Below are 17,204 nucleotides of genomic sequence, written 5' to 3'. Positions count from 1 at the left end.
GGGCAGCGGCAGGACCAGCAGGGCGGCGCCCACCAGCGCCGCGGCCTGCGCCCAGCCCGCGGTCACAGGCAGGCTCAGCACAGCCGCAGGCCAGGCCACCATGGCCGCCAGCAGGGACAGGCCTTGCCCGGCCAGCCAGGCGCCCAGGTCCCAGCAGGCCGGCCAGGCGACGCCCGCCAGAGCCAGCGGCGTGATCACGAAGCTCACCAGGGGAATCGCCAGCAGATTGGCCAGCAGGCTCACCAGGGACAGCTGCTGGAACAGGATCAGCGTGAGGGGCGCCAGTCCCAAGGTCACCACGCCCTGCTCGCGCAGCAGGCCGCCCAGGCGGGAACGCCAGCCTGTGGCTTGCGGCCGCCGCCCCTGGCTCATCAGCAGCGCCACCGCCCCGAAGCTGAGCCAGAAGCCGGCTTGGCACAGCGCCCAGGGGTCCAGCAGGCAGACCAGCCAGGCCGCGGCCAGCAGGCTCAGCGGCCAAGGCCAGCGCCAGGCGCCTTGCTGCAGGCAGGCCAGTCCCAGCAGCATCCAGACGGTGCGCTGGGCCGGCACGCCCCAGCCGGCAAAGGCGGCATAGCCAGCGGCCGCCAGCACGCCCAGCCAGGCCCCTGCCCGTGGTGCCGGCACGAGAAGGCACAGCGCCTCGCTGCGCCGCCACAGCGCCGCCACCAGGGCGGAGGCGCCCCAGGCGAACAGGGTGATGTGCATGCCGCTGATGGCCACGAGGTGGGCGACGCCGCTGTCTCGGTAGACCTGCCAGTCCGGCGCGGGGATGGCGGCCTGGTCCCCCACGCTCAGTGCCACCAGCAGGCCCGCCGCCCCTCCGTTCCCCAGCCGGGCCTGCAGTCGCTCGCGCCAGGCCTCGCGCCAGTGCGCGAGGCAGTGCCAGGGCGCGCCGGCCACGCGCTGCTGCGGCCCGGGGCGGATCTGGGCGCGGGCCTGGAGGTCCTGCTCCAGCATCCACAGGGCCTGGTCGAAGCCCTGGGGATTGGCCAGGCCAGGCGAGCGTTGCAGGCGCAGGCGCAGTTGCCAGCGCTCGCAGGCGCGCCAGGGCGCCTGCCCGGCGGCCGGATAGCCCAGGGCCAGCACCTGCCGGGGCGCCCCTGCTGGCAAGACCTGGCCCTGCAGCGCCGCCAGACCCAGCACCAGGCGCCAGCCCGGGCTGCCCGCGAAGCCCTGCACCGCCTGCGGCAGGGCGAGGACCTCGGCCTGCACCTCGATCTCCTGCCCCTCCAGCGCCGGCCCCAGGCGGGCCTGCAGGCGCTGCTCCGCCCGCAGGCAGCCGCTGCCCAAGCCCGCCAGCAGGCCCAGGGCCAGCAACAGGGCCGGGCGCAAGGCCCTCGGCAGGCCGCCCAGCAGCAGACCCGGGGCCAGCAGGGCGCTGCCGCAAAGCATCAGCCAGGGCCAGGGTGCCGGGGGCAGTTGTGCCAGCTGGTGCAGGCCCGCCAGGCCCAGCAGCCAGCCCAGCATGAAGGCGGCGGGCATGAGCACCGGCATCGTTCCTGTCGGGGGTGTAGGATGCCGGCCAGTTTTTCACCAATCCCCTGCGAGAGCCGACATGAGCACCCCCAACTCTGTGTATGACCGCCTGAACGCCCTGGGCATCACCCTGCCGCCGCTGGCCGTGCCCGTGGCCGCCTACGTGCCCTTTGTGCGCACCGGCAACCTGGTCTTCCTGTCCGGCCACCTGGCCAAGAAGGATGGCGCGGTCTGGGTGGGCCAGTTGGGCAAGGACCTGGACACCGCCACCGGCAAGCAGGCCGCGCGCAACGCCGCCATCGACCTGATGGGCACCCTGCACGCCGCCGTGGGCGACCTGAACAAGGTGCGCATCGTCAAGCTCATGAGCCTGATCAACAGCACGCCGGACTTCACCGAGCAGCACCTGGTCACCAACGGCTGCTCCGAGCTGCTGGCCGAGGTCTTCGGCGACAACGGCAAGCATGCCCGCAGCGCCTTCGGCGTGGCCCAGAACCCCCTGGGTGGCTGCGTGGAGATCGACCTCGTCGCCGAAGTGCTGGGCTGATGTTCCACCGCCCCTCCCCCTGGCCGGGCCGGGTGCTGGCCCTGGTCTGCCTCAGCAGCTTGGGCTCACTGGCCATGGCCCTGGTGGCCCAGCATTACTTCGACGTGCGACCCTGCCCCTGGTGCGTGATGCAGCGCGGCGTATTCCTGCTGCTGGGCATCGTGGCGGGCCTGGGATGGCTGCTGGGCCAGTTGCTGAACCGCGCCAGGCCCCTGCAGCTGCTGAGCCTGCTCCTGGTCGCAGTCCTGGCCCTGGCCGGGCTGGCGGCAGCGGTCTGGCAGCATGAGGTCGCGGCGCAATCGGCCAGCTGCAATATGACCTTCGCCGACCAGGTGGTCATGGCCCTGCATCTGGACGAGAGCCTGCCTTCGGTCTTCATGGCCACGGCCGGCTGCAACGAGGCCGCGGCCTACCGCCTGCTCGGACTGCCCTACGAGGTCTGGAGCGGACTGCTCTACCTGACGCAGGCCCTGGCCGCCGTCTGGAGCCTGCGCGTCCTGCTGCGTCAGCGCTAAGCGTCCGAGGCCCCGCGCCCAAGCCCCGCCCGCCGCGCCGGCCGGGGCTTTGTTCTTTGAGCAGGGCCCCAGGGTTCGCGCCCCTTGGCTGATCAGGATCAAGCCGGCACCACGGTCCGCGGGCTACGCTGCTCGCGCCTTCAATGCCGGCCCTCGCGCCCCTCAGCATCGTGCAGACCTCGCCCTCCCCCGATTCCGTCCTGATCATCGGCGCCGGCCCGGCCGGCCTGTCCATGGCCGCAGCCCTGGCCGACATCGGCATCGCCTCCACGGTGCTGGAGCAGGCGCCGCTGGCGGCCATTGCCGAGCCGAAGGAGGACGGCCGCGAGATCGCCCTCACCCACCGCGGCGTGGGCGTGCTGCAGCAACTGGGCGCGTGGCAAGACCTGCCCCCCGAGGCCATCTCGCCACTCAAGGCCGCCCAGGTCTTCAACGGCCAGGACGCCCGTTTCCTGGGTTTCACGCCCGAGGGCCAGGGCACGGACCGCCTGGGCCACCTGGTGCCCAACCACTGGCTGCGCCAAGTCGCCTACGAAGGCGTGCGCAAGCGCCAGGACCGCATCACCCTGCGCTGCGCCACCCGCGTTCAGAAGCTCAGCCTGCTGGCCCAGGGCGGACGGGCTGCTGAAGTCATGCTGGAGGACGGCGAGCGCCTCAGCGCCCCGTTGCTGATCGCCGCGGACAGCCGCTTCTCCGCCAGCCGCCGCCTGGCCGGTATCGGCGCGGACATGCTGGACTTCGGCCGCAGCGTGATCCTGTGCCGCATGCACCATGAGCTGGCGCACCAGCACACCGCGCTGGAGTGCTTCCATCACGGCCACACCATGGCCTGGCTGCCGCTGCAGGAGCACCTGGCCTCCCTGGTCCTGACCGTCAACGCCGACGAGGCCCAGAGCCTGCTGGAGCTCGACGACGCAGCCTTCCTGGACTGGGTCCAGACCCACAGCCAGAACCGCCTGGGCGCCCTGCGCCTGGCCGGGCCGCGGCACTTCTATCCGCTGGTGGCCACCTATGCGCGGCGCTTCGTGGCGCGGCGCTTTGCCCTCATCGGCGATGCCGCCGTGGGCATGCATCCGGTCACTGCCCATGGCTACAACTTTGGTCTCTATGGCGTGCAGGCGCTGGCCCAGGAACTGCAGATGGCCCGCCGCCACCGCGTCGGCTGCGATCTGGGCGACGCCGTGGCGTTGGAGCGCTTCGAGCGCGAACACCGCCGCGCCACGCGCCCCATCTACCTGGGTACCAATGCCGTGGTGAAGCTCTTCACCGACGAGCGCCCCCTGGCCCGCGCCCTGCGCCAGGGCGTGCTGCAGGGCGCCGCCCACCTGCCCCCGCTGAAGGCCCTGATCAGCCAGCAGCTGACGGGCAAGGGCCCTTCGCTGCTGCGGCAGATCCGGGCGCTGGCCGGTTGAACTCAGCCTGAGGCCCCTCAAGCCAGACTCCGGGGCCGCTCAGTCACCGAGCCGACAGCTCCTGGCGCGTGCACGCCAGCTGCGGCATGCGCCAGGCCCGACCCATGCCGCCGGGGACCGGATTCAGTCGCCGCGGGCCACGCCCTCCCGGCGCGGATCAGCCGCACCGAACCAGCCCGTGCCCTGGCGCTGCAGGCCGTGCAGGCCGCTGGTCATGTCACGCTGCAGCACGGTGTGGCCGCGCGCCTTCAGCGCCTCCACCGTCTCGGCGGAGAACTGGCCGGCCTCCAGCACCGTGGGACCGTTGAAGCTGGCGAAATTGGGCAGGGCAAAGGCCTGCTGCAGGTTCAGCTGCCAGTCCTGCATGCCGATCAGGCTCTTGGCCACGTAATGGATGATGCCCTGGCCGCCGGGGCTGCCCAGGCTCATCAGCAGGCGGCCGTCCTGCGGGTTGAAGACCAGGCTGGGGCTCATGCTGGAGCGCGGGCGCTTGCCGGGCTCGACGCGGTTGGCCACGGGGCGGCCCTGAGCGTCGCGCGGGGCCAGGGAGAAGTCCGTCAGCTCGTTGTTGAGCAGGAAGCCGCCGGTGAGGCCAGTGCCGCCATCGCTCATCAGGCGCGAGCCGAAGACGGCCTCGATGGTCGTCGTCATGGCCACGGCTCGGCCGTCGCGGTCCACCACGCTGATGTGGCTGGTGCCGAACTCGGGCTGGGCCACCATGGGGGCGTAGGCGCTGCGCTGCGGCACGGGCTGGCCTGGCTGAGCCTGGCCCATGCTGCGCTCGCCCACCACGCTGGCACGCTGGCGCAGGTAGTCGGGCGCGATCAGGGTCTCCCAGCGGCCGCCGGGGGCCTGCACAAAGTCGGGATCGGCGATGTACTGGTTGCGGTCGGCGAAGGCCAGCCGGGCGATCTCGGTGTAGCGGTGCAGCCAGTCGGCGCCGGGCTTGCCCGACTGCAGGGCCTGGGCCGCGGGCACGGGCGGCAGCATGCCCAGCATCTGCATGATGGTCAGGTGACCCGAGGACGGCGGCGGGAAGCCGCAGATGCGCCAGGGCTGGCGGCCCTGCCCGCTCCAGTCCGAGCACATGGGCTCGCGTTCGCGGGGCCGGTAGCCCTGCAGGTCGGCGAGGCTCAGGCGGCCGGGGTTGGACGGGTGGGTGCTGACGCGCTGCACCATGTCCTCGGCGATGGCGCCGCGGTAGAAGGCCTCGGCCCCCTCGCGGGCGATGCGGCGGAACACCTCGGCCAGGGCCGGATTGCGCAAGACATGACCCCGGGGCCAGGGCTTGCCAGCGGCATCGTAGAAATAGCGGCCGGCCACCGGGTCCCGGAGCAGGAACTCGTCCTCGGCCAGCAGTTTCTGGAAGCGGGCGCTGACCGGGAAGCCCTGCTCGCTCAGGCGGATGGCGGGTTCGAAGAGCCGGGCCCAGGGCAGGCGCCCCTCGGCCGCATGGGCCTGGGCCAGCATGCGCAGCAGGCCCGGCGTGCCCACGCTGCGGCCGCCCACCACGGCCTGCATGAAGCCCATGGGTTTGCCGTCGGGCAGCACGAAGAGCCGCTCGTCGGCCGCGGCGGGCGCGGTCTCGCGGCCGTCGAAGGCGCGCAGGCGCCGGCCGTCCCAATGCATGAGGAAGGCGCCGCCGCCGATGCCGCTGCTCTGCGGCTCCACCAGGGTCAACACCATCTGCACCGCGATGGCGGCGTCCAGCGCATTGCCTCCGGCCCGCAGCATGGCCACGCCGGCGTCCACCGCCAGGGGATGGGCAGCGGCCACGCCCTCGCGCTGGAGATGCCAGCCGGGCTTGTCCTCCCAGCCGCTCTCGCTTTCAGGCTGGGCCTGCTGCGCCTGCGGGGCGGCCTGTGCCTGCGCAGCACCCGGCTGCGAGGGCGTCTGGGCGCAGCCCGCAAGACCTGACCCCAGCGCCAGCAGCAGGGCCCAGTGGATGCGTGTCGGGGTCGGGAGGGGGCGGGCAGGCGTCATGGCAGGCTCGGAAGTCGGCGATGGCGGCGAGTGTAGGACGCCCGCGCCGCCCTGCCCCGCTCAGGCGAAATAGCCCACGTCCTTGAGCGTGTAGTTGCCGATCTGGGGGAGCACGGTGGGCAGGTCGGTGGCGCTGACGCCCATCCAGCTGGCCAGGGTGGCGCCCAGCTGATCGACCGAGGTGGTGGGCAGCAGGCGGCCCTGGCCGACGTCGTCCGGACCGTTGACCGTGACCGAGGGCAACTGCCCCCAGAAGCGCCCGCCCTTGACCGCGCCGCCCATGACGAAGTGGTGGCTGCCCCAGCCGTGGTCGGAGCCGTCGCCATTGCTGCTGAGCGTGCGGCCGAAGTCGGAGGCGGTGAAGGTGGTGACGGCGTCGGCCACCCCCAGTTCCACGGTGGCATCGTAGAAGGCGCCCAGGGCGTCGTTCACTGCGGTGAGCAGGCCCGGGTGCTGGTTAGGCAGGAAGTCGTGCAGGTCGAAGCCGCCCATGGAGACGAAGAAGACCTGGCGCTTCACGCCCAGGCTGGCGCGCGAGGCGATCAGCTTGGCCACGATCTGCAGCTGCTGGGCCAGGTTGTTGGCCGGATCGAAGACGGTGGTCAGCGGCGGCAGGGTGGTCAGGGCGCTGGACACGATGGTCTGAGCCGAGATGGATCGGGACACCACACGGTTGAGCTCCTGCTCCATCCAGTGCGATCGCTGGGCGGTGATGAGGCTGCGCAGAGCGTCGGCGCACTGCTGGGACCCGTACAGCGGCTTGGTCACGGCATTCACGGCCACGGCGCCATTGGTGGCCACCTGATACTGCACCGCCTGTTGGCCGGCCATGAAGACAGCATTGCCCGAAGCGTTGATGCAGGTGAAGGTGGTGCTGCCATTGCTGCCCAGGAAGCGGTCGCCCATGCGCCCGCCCCAGCCGGTGACGGCGCCTTCGGGGCTGGAGGCCTGCCAGACGCTCTGCTGGTCATTGTGGGAGAAGAGCTTGGGCGGCAGGGGCACGCTCTGGGCCTTGTACTGGGCCAGGGTGGTGGGCTGGATCAGGGTGCCCACATTGAGCTGCACGCCCAGGCGGCCGGCATCGAACAGGGTCTTGAGCCGGCCCAGCTGCGGCGCCAGGGCCATCTGGCGCCCATCGGGCAGGGCCACGCGCGGGGTCAGCGCGGTGGCGGCCAGCAGGTCGCGCGGCGTGGCGATGCTGCCGCGGATGGCGGCGTAGGCGCTGTAGCTGGCGCTGTCATAGGGCACCAGGGTGTTGCCGTAGTCGTTGCCCCCGTAAAGGAAGACGCAGACCAGGGCCTTGTAGTCGTTGCCGGCGGTCTGCGCGGCGGCCTCCCCCATGGCGGCCAGATTGAGCGCGAAGGGGGCTGCGGTGCCGGCCAGGCCCAGGGCCGAGGCCCGGCGCAGGAATTCGCGGCGTTGCAGCTGGGGCAGCTTGTTGATGTGCATGGCGTCGCTCCTCACTTCTGGATCAGGTACTCGGGGCAGGCCATCAGCATCAGCACCGTGGCCCGCACGCGGTTGAGGCGTCCGGCATCGTTGGCCACATTGCTGGCAGCGATGGCGCCGATGGCGTTGGCGATGAGGGCCTGGGTGTTGCCGCTGATGGTGTCACCACCCAGCAGCAGGGCCAGCTGGGCCACGAGCTTGGGCGGGTCAAGCGCCAGGGCGTCGAAGGCGGTGTAGACCGGCTTGAGCTCGCCGATGCCGTTGGCGATCACGCCCTGCATGAAGTTGAGGTAACCCGCCACCGTGCTCTCGTTGAGCAACTGGAACTCGGGCGCGGTGACCTTGTTGTCCCCCAGCACGGAGTTGGGCGGCACATAGCCGGGGCGGAAGAAGTTGAAGACCGAGGGGCTGCGCAGCGGGCTCTGGCCCAGGCGATTGGCCGGGTTGCTGAGGTCGCCGATGTTCCACAGCTCCGTGGGCGAGGTGAGGCCGGCCATGCGGGCCCACTGCACGAAGCGCTGCACGGGCTCGCGAAGCTTGCCCACGTCCAGGCCGCTGCCGGGCGAGCGAGCTTCGCTGTCCAGCAGGATGGCCTTGAGCACGGATTTCATGTCCCCGCGCTGGCCCTGGCCGTTGTTGTTGAAGACCGTGGCCACGCGCTGAACATAGGCGGGGCTGGGGTTGGAGCAGACCAGGCGCTGGATCAACTGGCGCGAGATGAAGGGCGCGGTGTTGGCATGGTTGGCCAGGGTGTCCAGCACGATCTTCAGCGCGGCCGGGCCGTCGGCGGTCTCGGGGATGGCGACGTCCAGCACCTTCTTGGGGCCCGTCGAGAAGCGCGCCGGGTTGTTGACCATGGGCTTGCGCATGAAGCTAGGTTCGTCGGCACTGGCGCCGTCGAAGTCCCAGCCGGTGAGCACCTTGGCCAACTCGGTGATCTCGGCCTGCTTGTAGGTCTCGATGGGCTTGCCGCCGCTGAGCTTCAGGGTCCCGTCCAGGTTGAGCTGGTACAGGCCGATGCTAAAGAGCTGCATGACCTCGCGGGCGTAGTTCTCGTCGGGCACGCGGCCGGTCTTGGTGTTCTCCTTCTGGTTGCCGCGCATATTGAGGTAGACGCCCATGGCATTGGAGAGCGTCACCCCTTCCAGAAGCTCGCGGTAGCTGGTGAAGGCCTTGGCCTCCAGCATGTCCACATAGCTCGCGACGGCCATGCCGCGCCAGGCCACGGGAATGCCCGCCATGGAGACCACGAAGATCTCGCTCAAGGCCAGCACCACACGCTGGCGCAGGGCGTCGGGCGAGCTGATCAGCTTGCGCCAGAGGGTGTTGTCCAGGCCGCGGAAGTCGTTGCGGAAGTCCACCCCGCCGTAGCCCTTGGCCATCATCCAGTCGAAATGACCCTGGCTGAGGGGCTTGGCGAACTCGGCGTCCAGCCAGGCGGCGTAGCCCTTGGCCTTGACGGTGGCGATGTCCTCGGGCGAGGCGCTGAAGCCGGCCTGGGTCAGGAAGCGGGCGGCACTGACGTCGGTCGGCTGGGCGGGCGGAGGCGGAGGCGCGGGCGTCGGGGTGGGGGCTGGCGAGGGGGATGGCGAGGGGGAAGCGCTGTCCCCGCCACCGCCGCCGCCGCAGGCCGCCAGCGGCAGGGCGGCGGCCAGGGTCATCAGACCGGGGCCGGGGCCGGGGCTGGCCGTGGGCTCGCCGGTGCACGGCGCTTCGGATCGGAGGGCGGGCTCGGCGTCGGTGAGGTCTGAGACAGTCATGTCGTGCTCCAGGCGGCGTGACGGAAAGTGGAATCCGCGCAGCCTAGGGCATCAGCCTGTCCGCATTGCGAATTGACACAGCAATGTCGCAAGCATTCGTTAACGACTCCGGGGTGCCCGGCGCCGTCAGTTGCCAATGCTGACAAGGACTTGCACGACAAACCCTCTCTTGCGTCTTGACGCATCTTTACCTGGCGCCGCCCGTCGCCATGAAAAAAGCCGACGCGAGGTCGGCTCTTCAAGGCGGGGCGGCGCGCAGGCTCAGATCAGCGGCACGCCGGTCTTGCTCTGCACGAACTCGCGCGTCACCCCCTCGGCCAGCTCGACGAGCTTCAGGCCCTCGGGCGTCACGTCCATCACGGCCAGGTCGGTGATGATGCGGTTGACCACGCCCTTGCCGGTCAGCGGCAGGGTGCAGGCGGGCAGGATCTTCAGGTCCTCGCTGCCGTCCTTCTTGCGGGCCACGTGCTCCATCAGCACGATGACGCGCTTGACGCCGGCCACCAGGTCCATGGCACCGCCCATGCCCTTGACCATCTTGCCGGGGATCATCCAGTTGGCCAGGTCGCCCTGGGCCGTCACCTGCATGGCGCCCAGGATGGACAGGTTGATCTTGCCGCCGCGGATCATGGCGAAGGAGTCATGGCTGCCGAAGATGGACGAGCCGGGGATGGTGGTGACGGTCTGCTTGCCGGCGTTGATAAGGTCGGCATCGACTTCCTCTTCCGTCGGGAAGGGGCCGATGCCCAGCATGCCGTTCTCGCTCTGCAGCCAGACGTCCATGTGGGCCGGCACGTGGTTGGCCACCAGGGTCGGGATGCCGATGCCGAGGTTCACGTAGAAGCCGTCTTGCAGTTCCTGGGCAGCGCGCGCTGCCATTTGGTCTTGGGTCCAGGCCATGGTCGTCTCCTCAGGCGGTACGGGTCGTGCGCTTCTCGATGCGCTTCTCGGGATTCGGGTTGTGCACGATGCGGTGCACATAGATGCCCGGCAGGTGGATGGCGTCCGGATCCAGCTCGCCGATCTCCACGACCTGCTCCACCTCCACCACCGTGATCTTGCCGGCCATGGCGGCGGCCGGGTTGAAGTTGCGCGCGGTCCGGCGGAACACGAGGTTGCCGCTCTTGTCGGCGATGTGGGCCTTGACCAGGGACACCTCGGGCACCAGGGCTCGCTCCATGACATAGGTCTGCCCGTCGAACTCGCGCAGCTCCTTGCCCTCGGCCACGATGGTGCCCACGCCGGTGCGGGTGAAGAAGGCGGGAATGCCCGCGCCACCGGCGCGCAGCTTCTCGGCCAGGGTACCCTGGGGCGTGAACTCCAGCTCCAGCTCGCCGGCCAGGTACTGGCGCTCGAACTCCTTGTTCTCGCCCACGTAGCTGGAAATCATCTTCTTGATCTGGCGCGTCTCCAGAAGCTGGCCCAGGCCGAAGCCGTCCACGCCGGCGTTGTTGGAGATGACGGTGAGGTTCTTGACGCCGCTGTCACGCAGGGCGGCGATCAGGGCCTCGGGAATGCCGCACAGACCGAAACCGCCCACGGCCAGCAGCTGGCCGTCCTTGACGATGCCGTCCAGGGCCGCGGCGGCGCTGGGGTAAAGCTTGTTCATCGGGATCTCCTGGTGGAAAGGCGTGCCGCAGTCCGCGGCAACAGCGCCGAAGCGTACTACGTATGCATTTACGTAGTCGTTACGTAGAATTGACTATCGCCCGCCAAGGAAGCCCCATGAACGCTGACGCGCTGCAAGCCGCCATTCCCGACATCTTCGCGCCCTGGATCGCGCAGATGGGCCTGGAGGTGCAGTCCAGCGAGCCCGGGCAGGTGCAGCTGCGCCTGCCCATCAAGGCGGACTTCGTGCACGTGGGCGGTGTCATGTGCGGGCAGACCGCCATGGCCGCGGCCGACACCGCCATGGTGCTGGCCATGATGAGCCAGTTGGGCGAGTTCAAGCCCATGACCACGGTGCAGTTGCAGACCAGCTTCTTGCGCCCCATGAGCGGTAGCCATGCCACGGTGCTGGCCAAGGTGCTGCGCTGCGGCCGCAGCCTGGCCTTTGGCAGCATCGACATCCTGGATGAGCAGGGCCGGCTCGCCGTGCAAGCCACCACCACCTACGCCCTTCTTTGAGACGCCCGCATGACACTGGACTACCGCACCGCCTTCCACCAGGCGCCGGTGGGCCTGGTCCTGTCGGAGCGGCGGCTGATCCGTGACTGCAACGAGCAGGCCCTGGCCATCTTCGGCGCCACGCGCGAGCAGTTGATCGGCCAGAGCTTCGCCCTGCTCTACCCCAGTCCTGACGAGTTCAAGCGCATGGGCGAGCGCATCGCCGCCAGCCTGGACGCCCGCGGCTACTACGCCGACGACCGCGTGATGAAGCGTGTGGGCGGCCCCACCCGGGGCGAGCTCTTCTGGTGCCACGTGGCCGGCCGCGCCCTGCGGCCCGAGGAGCCCCATGCCCAGGGCATCTGGAGCTTCGAGGATCTCTCCGCCCGCCGCCGCATCACGGGCGACCTGACACCGCGCGAGCGCGAGATCGCCGCCCTGCTCATCGAGGGGCTGACCAGCAAGCTGATCGGCAAGCGTCTGGACATCAGCCCCCGCACGGTGGATGTCTACCGCGCGCGACTGATGAAAAAGTACGAGGCCGCCACCACCCCGGAGCTGGTGCACAAGCTGCTGCAGGGCTGAGGAGGCGGCCTCACTCCCTGTCCTCGGGCACGTAGGCCACGCGCAGGGCATTGCTGAGCTGGTCCACCAGCTGAGCCCAGTCGGCATTGGCCGACAGCTCCTCGCGCAGGAGCCGTGCCTGGGCGGGCGTCCAGAACGGCGCCTCGTCGATGCGCAGGGCGGGGTCCAGGGGCGAGTTCTGCCAGATGAAATGCCGGATCTCCTCCGGATGATCTGGCAGGCCCAGTTGGGCGAACAGGTCCGTGAAGCGGTGGTTCGTCAGGTTCATGGGCGGGCCCTCCGTAGGTGCTGCACTGGCAGGCCTTGCGTGCCGACGGCGCCTGCCCAGGGTGGATGTGGCAGGTGGCGTGCCAGGCTCCCGGCGCGGCCCGGGCGGCCAGGGCGAGCCGTGCGACCACCACTCAGCCGCCACCACTCAGCCGCCACCACTCAGGCCTATGCGCGCACCAGCTGGCGCAGCACCCGCAGCAGCTCCTGGGGCATCACCGGTTTGGCCAGGTGGCGCTGGAAGCCGGCGGCCAGCGCGCGCAGGCGGTCCTCGGGCTGGGCCATGCCCGTCAGGGCCACCGCTGGCAGGCGCCTGGCCAGGGGCGTGTCCCGCTGCGCCTCCAGGCTGCGGATGCTGCGGGCCACGGCATGGCCGTCCTCCTGGCCCAGCACGATGTCGCAGATCAGCGCGTCGGGCCAGTGCGCGCTGTCGCGGGCGTTCAGGCGCTGCAGGGCCTCAGGCCCGCTGCCTACGGCCTCCACCTGGGCACCCTCGCCCTCCAACAAGGCCGCCAGCGAGGCCAGGGCGTCCTCGTCGTCGTCGATGCACATCAAGCGCATGCCGCGCAGCCCCGGCCCGGCGCCCTGGAGCGCGGAGGCCCCGGGCGTCGGCAGGTCCGCGGTCGCCGCCACCGACGGGTGCGCCACCTGCGCCGCCAGCACCGGGAGCGCGAAGCTCACCTGCACCGTGAGGTCGGATGCAGAGGAGTCGCGGCGCAGCAGCAGGCGCCCGCCGGCCTCATCGAGCAGGGTGCGCAGCTCCAGGGTGTCCGGCGGCGGCGCGTCAGGCGTGCCAGGGTGGCCATGGCTGGCGAGCGTCAAGCGGCTGCTGAGCGCCTCGCGCGAAAGCCGGGCCTCCATGCGCCCGCCCGGCGCCGCCTGCAGGGCCAGTTCGCAGAGCAGTTGCACGATGCGCGCAATCTGACTGGCATCGCCCATCACCCGGGCCACAGTCATGTCGATGCCGGTGAAGAGCTCGGTGCGCTGCGCTTCGAGCTGAGCCTGCAGGCTGTCCAGCGCCAGGATCAGCAGGCCGGCCAGGTTCACAGGCTGCTGGCTCAGGCGCCGCGCCAGGGTTTGGGCCTGCTCCTCCTGGCGCTGCAGGGCCCACAGCTGGGCGTAGAGCCCGCCACGTTCCAGCAGCGCGGCATGGCGGCCCTGCTCGACGATGCGGCCGCGGTCCATCACCACAATCTGATCGGCGTTGACGATGGTGGACAGGCGGTGGGCGATGACCAGGGCCGTCCGCTGCCGGGCCAGTTGGTCCAGGGCGGCCTGGATGGCGCGCTCGGAACGGGTGTCCAGCGCCGAGGTGGCCTCGTCCAGCACCATGATGGGCGGGTTCTTCAGCAGGGCGCGCGCGATGGCGATGCGCTGGCGCTCCCCGCCCGAGAGCTGCGCCCCGCGCTCGCCCACCACAGTCTCGTAGCCTTCAGGCAGGAGTTGGATGAAGGACTCCGCCTGGGCCGCGCGGGCAGCGGCCTCCACCTCCGCGCGGCTGGCTTCGGGGCGACCGTAGGCAATGTTGTAGGCGATGCTGTCGTTGAACAGCAGCGGCTCCTGCGGCACCAGGCCGATGGCGTCGCGCAGGCTCTGCAGCGTCACCTCCTGCAGGGCCTGGTCGCCGATGCTGATGCGGCCGGCATCGGGCTCGTACAGGCGCATCAGCAGGCGCGCCAGGGTGGACTTGCCCGAACCGCTGCTGCCCACCACGGCATAGCGCTGGCCGTGCGGAACCTCCAGCGACAGCTCGTGCACCACCTGGCGCTGCGGCTCGTAGCCGAAGTCCACATGCTCGAAGCGCAGCGTGGTGTCCTTCAAGCGCAGCGGGAGCGCGCGTGGGCTGTCGCGGATCTCGACCTCTTGGCGCAGCAGGGCGAAGAGGTGCTCGGCATTGAGCAGGGCGTCCCGCGTCTCACGAAAGACGAAGCCCAGGGTGTTCAGGGGCAGGAAGATCTGGATCAGGTAGGCGTTGACCAGGACCAGGTCACCAATGCTCATGAGCCCCGCCTGGGCGTCGGCCGCCGCCAGCAGCATGCCCGCGCCCACGCCCAGGGCGATCACCGCGCCCTGCCCCAGGTGCAGGTCCGAGAGGCGGCGCTGGCTGCACACCGCACCCGCCACCCACTGCGAGAGCACCTGCCGGTAGCGCGCGCGCTCGCCGGCCTCGCGCCCATGCGCGCGTACGGCATCGTGGTTCAGCAGGGTGTCCACCAGCAAGTCGTGGGCACGGCTGTCGTGGCGATTCATCTCGCGCTGGCTCTCAACGCGGGCTCGCGTCTTCCAGACCGTCCAGCTGGCATAGCCCAGCAGCGTGCTGCCGATGACCAGCAGGTAGCGACCGCCGTAGTTGAAGCCCAGCACGCCCATCACCACGAGGCACTCGACTGCGGTGGGCAGCACGGTGAAGAGGCCCGCGCCCAGCAGGTAGCTCAGGCCGTCGGTCCCCCGCTCTACCTCGCGCAGCAGGCTGCCGGTCTGGCGCCGCGCGTGGAAGCGCGGGCTCAGGGCCAGCAGGTGGGCGAAGACGCGCTCGGCATAGTCCGCGAGCACCTGCTTGCCCACGCGGGCGAAGACCAGGTCGCGCAACTCGGTGAACAAGGTGGCTGCATAACGCAGCAGCGCGTAGGCCAGCAGCAGCCAGGCCGGCAGGGCCAGAATCGCAAGCGGCGCCGCGCTGGGGGTCAGGGCGTCCACCACCGCCTTCAGCAGGCCTGGCACGCCCACCGCCGCCAGCTTGGACAGCAGCAGCAGCCCCAGCGCCAGCAGCACCCGCCTTCGCCACGGCTTCAACACGCGCCAGATCTCGGGCAGCATCTGGCGGGCCAGAGGTTCGGCAGGGCGCGCATCCATGGGCGCTGAAACGCAATCGACATGCCCGCTGCGGCGCAGGCACCGACAGCAAGAACTGCAGAAAAATGCGGCCCTGCGCAGCAGGCCAGGTCGCCGGCCAGGAACGGGGCTTGCTGGCTGCGGGCCAGCAGCTCCAGGAGAACCCATGACGCAAGCCGCCGAGATCATGACGCCCGATCCCATCACCATCACCCCGCGCGAGACCCTGCAGCAGGCTGCGCAGCTGATGGACGAGTTCAACGTCGGCGCGCTGCCGGTCTGCGAGAACGGGCAGCTGCTGGGCGTCATCACCGACCGCGACATCGCCGTGCGCGCCGTGGCCGTGGGCCAGGACCCCACCGTGACCCGTGTGAGCGAGGTGATGAGCGCCAAGGCGCATGCATGCACCGCCGAGGCCGACGTGGGCGAGGTGCTCACCCAGATGGCCCGCGTGCAGATCCGCCGCCTGATGGTGCTGGACCAGGCGCAGCGTCTGGTGGGGGTCATCTCGCTAGGTGACTTCGCGGTGTGGGACACGGCCGGTCTGGAAGCCACGCTGCGGTCCATTTCCCTGCCTGGGCGGCCCGAACGCATGCCCGCGATAACACATGGCGCGCCCCCCGCCCTCCAGCCCCTGCCGCCGGCATGCCGCCCATCGGCAGCGGCCCACAGCCGCAGTGAAGACCTGACCCTGCCCTGACGGACGAAGGCCGGCTGCAACAGCCGGCTCTGTGCCTCAAAGCCGGATCACATCGACGAATGCCGCCCCTGCAGGGCTAGCCACTGCGCATCGACATGGCGCGCGTCTTCCTCGCTGCGCGGCTTCAGGCTCAGCAGGATGCCGCCTTCGCGCAGGCCGGATTCATAGGCCTTGACCCGTTCCTCGGGAATGCTCCAGCCGATCAGCGCCCCCACCAGGCCGCCCGCCGTGCCGCCCAGGCCCGCGCCCGCCAGCGCGGCGGCCAAAGGGCCGGCGATCACCAGGCCCAGGCCCGGGATGGCCAGGGTGGTGCCGGCTGCGGCGATGGCAGCAGCGATGGCGCCCAGGGCACCACCAATGCTGGCCCCCACGCCCGTGCCCTCGGCCGCCTTGCTGCCGAGCTCGGTGGTCGGAGCACCCGTCGCGGGGAAGAGGCGGTGGCGGGTCTCGTCGGACATCATCACGCTGACGTCTTCACGCCGGTAGCCGCGGTCCATGACCTGCTGGTAGGCGCGCTCGGCGCTCTCGCGGTCGGGGAAGAGTGCGGTGACATGAGGAAGGGTGGTGTCTGCCATGGTGCATATCTCCTTGGATGCGAGCCCGAAGGCCCGGCGGGGTGTGAGGCCCGCGCGATCATTCGGCGGGACCATTCCCCACTCGGCAAGCGCCGCGCCCAGCAGGACGGTGCGCAGAAAGACGGCATGGGCCGATCAGGAAGGGCTAAACGACGCCGTCCTCGGCCGCACACCCGGCATCCTGCATCCGGCATGACGATTGCCTGCATGGCGCCACCCAGTTACCGGAGGCCCTATGCCCACACCGCAATCCGCATCCAGTCCCACCCTTCGCAAGTCCGGCCGCCCGGCCTCGAAGGCGCGCAACGAACTGCTCGCCGGGCTGAAGGAGGACCACCAGCGCGTCAGGAAGGCCTACAGCAAGTACCGCCGGCTGGATGCCCAGGAAGACGCCGAGACCCGCCAGGAACTGTTGCAGCTCATCCTGGACGAGCTGAGCGTGCATGCCCGGCTCGAGGAAGAGCTGCTCTATCCCGCCGCGAGGGAGGAGCTGGCCGACTGCAGCCAAGTCGATGAGGCCGAGGTGGAACACGAGATGCTGCACCTCCTGATCAGCCAGCTGCGCGGCCTCGACCCCGAGCAAGAGAGCCATGAAGCGGAGCAGCTGGCGCGCTTCACCGTGCTGTGCGAGTACACCCTGCACCATGTGAAGGAGGAAGAGCGCGAGATGTTCCCGCAGCTTATGAAGGCCAAGCTGGACTGGCTGGGACTGGCACGGGACTTCAAGGCGCGACGCGCCGAGCTCAAGGGCGAGTCGCCGGACCAGGGGGACCCCCGGGGCCCGCGTGGGCGTAGGGCCGGGAACGACAGCGGCGATGACGTGGCGGCCGTGGCGTCGTCGGGCGAGGAGAAGAAGGCTGCAGACGCAGAGGCGCCTGCTGACAAGGGCTCGCCACCCGACGAGGTGGGCGCAGCCCCTGGCCCAAGGGCGTCCGGCAGGCCGGGTCGCGTCGCGCCCCAGCGCCGCGGCAGCCAGGCGGCCCGCTGAGCCGCTGGG

16 protein-coding genes are annotated in these 17,204 nt (G+C 70.4%); 7 read left to right on the top strand and 9 right to left on the bottom strand.

The window, feature by feature from the left end:
- The coding region (locus tag H5407_RS22530; RefSeq protein ID WP_183106746.1) for a ComEC/Rec2 family competence protein at nucleotides 1-1,482 on the bottom strand (1,482 nt) is incomplete at its 3' end.
- A 73-nt stretch (nucleotides 1,483-1,555) separates the two neighbouring features.
- Here H5407_RS22530 and H5407_RS22525 point away from each other — a divergent pair.
- From H5407_RS22525 to ubiM, 3 genes are all read left to right on the top strand, one after another.
- Nucleotides 1,556-2,023, top strand: coding sequence for a RidA family protein (locus H5407_RS22525; RefSeq protein ID WP_183106745.1), 468 nt, complete (start codon nucleotides 1,556-1,558; stop codon nucleotides 2,021-2,023).
- Nucleotides 2,023-2,538, top strand: coding sequence for a disulfide bond formation protein B (locus tag H5407_RS22520; protein WP_183106744.1), 516 nt, complete (start codon nucleotides 2,023-2,025; stop codon nucleotides 2,536-2,538). Before H5407_RS22525 ends, H5407_RS22520 begins: the two co-directional genes overlap by 1 nt.
- Nucleotides 2,539-2,681: 143 nt before the next feature.
- On the top strand, nucleotides 2,682-3,950 hold the full coding sequence (ubiM, locus tag H5407_RS22515) for a 5-demethoxyubiquinol-8 5-hydroxylase UbiM (protein ID WP_183106743.1): 1,269 nt from the start codon (nucleotides 2,682-2,684) through the stop codon (nucleotides 3,948-3,950).
- Between the two features lie 123 nt (nucleotides 3,951-4,073).
- On the opposite strand, the gene H5407_RS22510 is transcribed toward ubiM, so the two are convergent.
- From H5407_RS22510 to H5407_RS22490, 5 genes are all read right to left on the bottom strand, one after another.
- Complete coding sequence (locus tag H5407_RS22510) at nucleotides 4,074-5,933, bottom strand: gamma-glutamyltransferase family protein (RefSeq protein WP_183106742.1); 1,860 nt, start codon at nucleotides 5,931-5,933, stop codon at nucleotides 4,074-4,076.
- A gap of 60 nt (nucleotides 5,934-5,993) precedes the next feature.
- Entirely contained in the window at nucleotides 5,994-7,382 is a 1,389-nt protein-coding gene (locus H5407_RS22505; RefSeq protein ID WP_183106741.1) for a DUF1501 domain-containing protein, read from the bottom strand.
- An 11-nt stretch (nucleotides 7,383-7,393) separates the two neighbouring features.
- Nucleotides 7,394-9,142, bottom strand: coding sequence for a DUF1800 family protein (locus H5407_RS22500; protein WP_183106740.1), 1,749 nt, complete (start codon nucleotides 9,140-9,142; stop codon nucleotides 7,394-7,396).
- A gap of 261 nt (nucleotides 9,143-9,403) precedes the next feature.
- Nucleotides 9,404-10,042: a CoA transferase subunit B gene (locus tag H5407_RS22495; protein WP_183106739.1), complete on the bottom strand. Its 639-nt coding sequence runs from the start codon at nucleotides 10,040-10,042 to the stop codon at nucleotides 9,404-9,406.
- Between the two features lie 10 nt (nucleotides 10,043-10,052).
- A complete protein-coding gene (locus H5407_RS22490; protein ID WP_183106738.1) occupies nucleotides 10,053-10,751 on the bottom strand; it encodes a CoA transferase subunit A in 699 nt (232 codons plus the stop codon).
- Nucleotides 10,752-10,867: 116 nt separating this feature from the next.
- On the opposite strand from H5407_RS22490, the gene H5407_RS22485 reads away from it, so the two are divergent.
- The gene (locus H5407_RS22485; protein WP_183106737.1) at nucleotides 10,868-11,269 is read left to right on the top strand and encodes a PaaI family thioesterase; all 402 of its coding nucleotides are present in this window, start codon (nucleotides 10,868-10,870) and stop codon (nucleotides 11,267-11,269) included.
- Nucleotides 11,270-11,278: 9 nt separating this feature from the next.
- Complete coding sequence (locus H5407_RS22480) at nucleotides 11,279-11,833, top strand: LuxR C-terminal-related transcriptional regulator (protein WP_183106736.1); 555 nt, start codon at nucleotides 11,279-11,281, stop codon at nucleotides 11,831-11,833.
- 10 nt (nucleotides 11,834-11,843) lie between these two features.
- Here H5407_RS22480 and H5407_RS22475 read toward each other — a convergent pair whose 3' ends face one another.
- Together H5407_RS22475 and H5407_RS22470 are read right to left on the bottom strand one after the other, a co-directional pair.
- A complete protein-coding gene (locus tag H5407_RS22475) occupies nucleotides 11,844-12,101 on the bottom strand; it encodes a DUF2789 family protein (RefSeq protein ID WP_183106735.1) in 258 nt (85 codons plus the stop codon).
- 167 nt (nucleotides 12,102-12,268) lie between these two features.
- Nucleotides 12,269-14,953, bottom strand: a complete 2,685-nt coding sequence (locus H5407_RS22470; protein WP_183106734.1) for an ATP-binding cassette domain-containing protein — start codon at nucleotides 14,951-14,953, stop codon at nucleotides 12,269-12,271.
- Between the two features lie 145 nt (nucleotides 14,954-15,098).
- On the opposite strand from H5407_RS22470, the gene H5407_RS22465 reads away from it, so the two are divergent.
- A complete protein-coding gene (locus H5407_RS22465; RefSeq protein WP_183106733.1) occupies nucleotides 15,099-15,632 on the top strand; it encodes a CBS domain-containing protein in 534 nt (177 codons plus the stop codon).
- A gap of 47 nt (nucleotides 15,633-15,679) precedes the next feature.
- Here H5407_RS22465 and H5407_RS22460 read toward each other — a convergent pair whose 3' ends face one another.
- The gene (locus H5407_RS22460; protein WP_183106732.1) at nucleotides 15,680-16,207 is read right to left on the bottom strand and encodes a hypothetical protein; all 528 of its coding nucleotides are present in this window, start codon (nucleotides 16,205-16,207) and stop codon (nucleotides 15,680-15,682) included.
- Between the two features lie 235 nt (nucleotides 16,208-16,442).
- On the opposite strand from H5407_RS22460, the gene H5407_RS22455 reads away from it, so the two are divergent.
- Nucleotides 16,443-17,195, top strand: a complete 753-nt coding sequence (locus tag H5407_RS22455) for a hemerythrin domain-containing protein (protein ID WP_183106731.1) — start codon at nucleotides 16,443-16,445, stop codon at nucleotides 17,193-17,195.
- The last annotated feature ends 9 nt before the right edge of the window (nucleotides 17,196-17,204 follow it).

This window comes from Mitsuaria sp. WAJ17, from assembly GCF_014174515.1.
In the GTDB taxonomy this organism is placed as follows: domain Bacteria; phylum Pseudomonadota; class Gammaproteobacteria; order Burkholderiales; family Burkholderiaceae_C; genus Roseateles_B.
The sequence above is the reverse complement of the archived record's forward strand: the minus strand, read 5'-3'. Positions and strand labels throughout refer to the sequence as shown.